The organism is Oerskovia sp. NPDC060287 (assembly GCF_042726775.1).
Classification (GTDB): Bacteria; Actinomycetota; Actinomycetes; order Actinomycetales; family Cellulomonadaceae; genus Oerskovia; species Oerskovia merdavium.
Genome location: NZ_JBHXBO010000289.1, coordinates 1 through 4,613, shown reverse-complemented (window position 1 = coordinate 4,613; position 4,613 = coordinate 1). Strand labels below are relative to the sequence as shown.

At 72.6% G+C, this 4,613-nt stretch carries 5 protein-coding genes; all 5 read right to left on the bottom strand.

Annotated elements, in window-relative coordinates; translation table 11 throughout:
• Positions 1–26 precede the first annotated feature (26 nt).
• Genes ACFWFR_RS17610 through urtB form a run of 5 tightly spaced genes read right to left on the bottom strand, consistent with a single transcriptional unit; the run spans position 27 to position 4,557 of the window.
• Positions 27–728 (bottom strand): GntR family transcriptional regulator, encoded by a 702-nt coding sequence (locus tag ACFWFR_RS17610; protein WP_377623898.1) that lies wholly within the window; start codon positions 726–728, stop codon positions 27–29.
• 52 nt (positions 729–780) lie between these two features.
• Complete coding sequence (gene urtE / locus ACFWFR_RS17605) at positions 781–1,473, bottom strand: urea ABC transporter ATP-binding subunit UrtE (RefSeq protein ID WP_377623896.1); 693 nt, start codon at positions 1,471–1,473, stop codon at positions 781–783.
• On the bottom strand, positions 1,473–2,555 hold the full coding sequence (gene urtD / locus ACFWFR_RS17600) for an urea ABC transporter ATP-binding protein UrtD (protein WP_377623894.1): 1,083 nt from the start codon (positions 2,553–2,555) through the stop codon (positions 1,473–1,475). The genes urtE and urtD overlap by 1 nt, the downstream gene beginning before the upstream one ends.
• Entirely contained in the window at positions 2,552–3,676 is a 1,125-nt protein-coding gene (urtC, locus tag ACFWFR_RS17595; RefSeq protein ID WP_377623893.1) for an urea ABC transporter permease subunit UrtC, read from the bottom strand. The genes urtD and urtC overlap by 4 nt, the downstream gene beginning before the upstream one ends.
• Positions 3,673–4,557, bottom strand: coding sequence for an urea ABC transporter permease subunit UrtB (urtB, locus tag ACFWFR_RS17590; RefSeq protein ID WP_377623892.1), 885 nt, complete (start codon positions 4,555–4,557; stop codon positions 3,673–3,675). The genes urtC and urtB overlap by 4 nt, the downstream gene beginning before the upstream one ends.
• Between the last annotated feature and the right edge of the window lie 56 nt (positions 4,558–4,613).

Here is a 4,613-nt window from a genome sequence, read left to right as displayed (position 1 = left end):
GACCCGTCCGGACCGGCCGCGGCCGCTCAGCCCGCGAGCGCCATGCGGGACATGGCCCCGCTGGCCCGCTCCATGACGACCTCGAGCGACTCGCCCACGTGCTTGTGCAGCGCCGTCCTGGCCGCGAGCAGGTCGTCGGAGAGGACGAGCTCCATGATCTCGATGTGCTCGTCGACCGTGACCTGGATGCGCTCGTGCTCGATGAAGTCGTACATGCGCACGGCACGCACCTTCTCGTTGACCACCACGAGGGCGTCGGTCAGCCGCTGGTTGCCCGCCGCACGGGACAGCGCGGTGTGGAACTGCTCGTCGAGCATCACGAAGCCCGGGTCCGGTGGCGGGACGTCCTCGCGGATCTCGTACCACCGGTCGAGCTCGGCGCGCACGGCCGGGAGGTCGTACGCGAGGTCGGCGTTCTCGATGATCCTCGACACCCCGCGCAGCTCGAGCGTGACCCGCAGCTCGTAGAGGTCGCGCAGGTCCTGGAGGCTCGGCAGCACCACGGCGTAGCCGAAGTCCGTCCGCTCGACCAGGCCGTCGGACAGCAACCGGCTCAGCGCCTCGCGCACGGGCGTGCGCGAGACCTCGAACCGCTTGCTGAGCTTGGGCTCGGTGAGCCGCTCGCGCGGCCCGACGCGCCCGTTGAGGATCTCGGTCCGCAGGGCCGCGTAGACCGCTTCTCGCAGGGAGGTCGGCGCGACCTCCGCCGCCTCGGTCGTCCCACTCATCTGGCCCACTTCCCTCCGCCGTCGGGTCGTGCAGGCAGCGCACGACCCGTCATCACACTGCCATCATCGCGCGCACGTCGGCCTCGGCGCTCGCGCCGCCCTCGCCCTCGGCGCTCACCCGGCCGGACTCGAGGACCACGAAGCGTTCCGCGGCCCCGAGCGCGAAGCCCACGTGCTGCTCGACGAGCAGCACCGAGAGCCCGCCGGCCTCGGTGAGCGAGAGGATCGCGTCCTCGATCTCGGTCACGACCGAGGGCTGGATCCCCTCGGTCGGCTCGTCGAGGATCAGCAGCCGCGGTGCGGTCACCAGGGCGCGCGCGATCGCGAGCTGCTGCCGCTGACCGCCGGACAGCAGCCCGGCCCGGCGGTCGAGCAGTCCCCGCAGCGCGGGGAAGAGGTCGAGCGCCTCGTCGGTGCGCCGGGCCCCGTCTCGCCGGGTGTCGGCGACGAGCTGGAGGTTCTCCTTGGCCGTGAGGTCGCCGAAAGCCTGCTGCCCCTGGGGCACGTAGGCGAGCCCGCGCCGGACCCGCTCGAACGTGGGCAGGCGCGTGATGTCCGTCCCGTCGAAGGACACGGTCCCCGTGCGCACCTTCAGCAGCCCGACGACGGCACGCAGCAGCGTGGTCTTCCCCGCCCCGTTGTGCCCCAGGACCGCGGCCACCCCGTCCGGGGGCACGCTCAGGTCCACCCCGCGCAGCACCTCGGTGCGTCCGTAGCCGACGTGCAGGTCGGTGATCTCGAGCATCAGCTCTCCTTCGTCGTCGGCGCGACAGCCGAGCGCTCGGCTGCGGCAGCGGGGTCCTGGACGGCTGCCGTGCCCGGAGCCACGGGGGCCTCGTTCGGCGACGGCTCGTCGGGGTTGGCGGGCATCGCGTCGGCAGGTTCCCGGAGCGGCGCGGCCGCCTCGCCCGAGAGAGCCGGCCCGCCCGAGGGGACCTCCGCACCGGGCGAGGTCCCGGCCCCGGGCGAGCGGCGCCGTCGGGCACCGCGCGCGGCCCCCGCCGCACCCAGGTAGACCTCCTGCACGCGCGGGTCCGCCTGGACCTGCGCGTACGTCCCCTCCGAGAGCACCGACCCCATGTGCAGCACCGTGACCGACGACGCGAAGCTCCGCAGGAACTCCATGTCGTGCTCCACGACGACGACCGTGCGTTGCTCGCCGACCCGCTGGAGCAGCAGCCCCGTCTGCTCGCGCTCGGCCTGGCTCATGCCCGCGACCGGCTCGTCGAGCAGCAGGAGTCGCGCGTCCTGGACCAGGAGCATCCCGATCTCGAGCCACTGCTTCTGCCCGTGCGCGAGGATGCCCGCGCGGGTGTCGCGCAGGTGCGCGAGGCCGATCGTCTCGAGGGCCTGCTCGACCGGCTCGGGCACGCCCCGGCGCTGCCGCAGCAGCGTGAGCGGCCCCCGGCCGGCCCCCGCGGCGATGTCGAGGTTCTGCAGGACCGTGAGCTCCTCGAACACGCTCGCGGTCTGGAACGTGCGCCCCACGCCGGCGCGCGCGATCTTGTGCGTCTTGCGCCCGAGCAGCTCGGTCCCGCCGAAACGCACCGACCCGCTCGCGCGTGTGAGCCCCGTGATCGCGTCGACGATCGTCGTCTTGCCCGCACCGTTGGGACCGATGAGGAAGCGCAGCTCGCCCTGGACGACCGTGAGGTCGACGCTCTGGACCGCGACGAACCCGTCGAACTCGACGTGCAGGCCCCGGACCTCGAGGTAGTCGTGACGGAAGCGCTCGTCGTCGGCCCCCAGGACCGCGTCGGCCGCAGCCAGGTCGATGCCCACCGGGGCCGGACCCTCGGTCGTCTCCATGTTCTCCTCCTGCGTCATGCCGACCTCCCGACGACGGGTGCTTCTTCCGGGGCGAGCCCCGCGGCTGGCGCACCGGGCGCGGGCGGCGCGCTCCGGCGTCGGGCCCACCGCGAGACGAGCGACGCGAGACCGCCCGGCAAGAACGCGACGACCAGGACGAACAGCGCGCCCTGGAAGTAGATCCAGCCCGACGGGAACTGCTCGGAGAGCGAGGTCTGCGCCCAGCTCACCGCCACCGCGCCCAGGACCGGGCCCAGGAGCGTGGCCCGACCGCCGATCGCGACGCCGATGAGGAACCCGATCGAGGGCACGACGCCCACGTCGGCGGGCGAGACGATCCCGACGACCGGCACGAACAGCGCCCCGCCGATCCCGGCCATGGCCGCGGCGGCCGCGTACGCGACGACCTTGATCGTCGCGGGGTCGTACCCCAGGAAGCGCACCCGGTTCTCCTGGTCGCGCACCGCCACGAGGAGCTCGCCGAACCGCGAGAGCATGAGCTGACGGACCACGGCCACCATCACGAGCAGCGTGCCCGCGGCGATGAAGAAGAGCATGCGCTTGTTGACCGGGTCCGTCAGGTCGAACCCGAAGAACGACCGGAAGCCGTTGAGACCGTTGGTCCCGCCCGTCGTCGCCTGCTGCCCCACCAGGAGGATCGCGAACGCGGCTGCGAGCGCCTGGCTGAGGATCGCGAAGTACGCCCCCCGCACGCGCCGACGGAACATCGCGAGCCCCAGCACCACCGCGAGAGCCGTGGGGACGAGCACGACCAGGAGCACCGCGAGCACGGGGTTGCGCAGCGGCTCCCACCAGGCCGGGACGACGCCCGACCCGTAGAGCATCATGAAGTCGGGCACCCCGCCCGGGCCCGCGTCGGCCAGCTTGAGGTGCATGGCCATGATGTACGCGCCGAGACCGAAGAAGACGCCCTGGCCGAGCGTCAGCATCCCGCCCAGGCCCCAGGCGAGACCGATCCCGACCGCGACCATCGCGAGGCACAGGAACTTGGCGAGCAGGTTGAGCCGGAACGTGGACATGGTCGCCGGGGCGACCGCGAACAGCAGGACCGCGGCGAGCGCGAAGCCCAGGAGGACCCGGCTGCGGGGGGTGGTGAGGAGACGCTGGAGGAAGGTCATGCGAGGCTCCTCGTCCGGACGGTGACCAGTCCTTGGGGGCGGACCTGGAGGAAGAGGACGATCACGACGAACACGAGGACCTTGGCGACGCTCGCCGTGGTCGAGTACTCGAAGGTCGCCTGGAGGATCCCGAGGCCGAACGCGGCGATCACGGTGCCCTTGATCTGGCCGATCCCGCCCGCGACGACCACGAGGAACGCGTCGACGATGTAGTTGGTGCCGAGCGTCGGGCCGATCGAGCCGAGCAGCGTGAGCGCGACGCCCGCGACCCCCGCGACGCCCGAGCCGATGAAGAACGTCAGGCGGTCGGTGCGGCGCGTCGAGATGCCCGAGGCCTCGGCGAGGTCGCGGTTCTGCACCACGGCGCGGATGCGGCGCCCCAGGGGCGTCGTCCGCAGGACCAGCGCCAGGACGCCCACGCAGACGAGCGCGAGCACGAGGATGAACACGCGCGTCCTGGGCACCCCGACGCCGAAGATCTCGACGGCGCCGCTCAGCCAGGACGGGGCGCGGACGTCCACGTTGGGCGCGCCGAACACGTCGCGCGCGACCTGCTGCAGCACGAGCGCGACCCCCCACGTCACGAGGAGGGTGTCGAGCGGGCGCCGGTACATGCGCGAGATCAGGGTCACCTCGAGGAGGAGTCCCAGGAGCCCGCCGACCAGGAAGCCGACCGGCAGCGACACGAGGAGCGACAGTCCCGCGTCCGAGACGACGCCCTGGACGACGAACGCGGTGTAGGCGCCGGCCATCATGAGCTCGCCGTGGGCCATGTTGATGACGCCCATCTGGCCGAACGTCAGGGCGAGGCCGAGGGCGGCGAGGAGCAGGACCGAGCCGAGGCTCAGCCCGGCGAAGAGCTGTGAGAACAGCACGTCCATGGGCGGTCAGCCTTCCGGTGGGGTGCGTGCGGGACGGGGGCGCCGCGCCCCCGGTG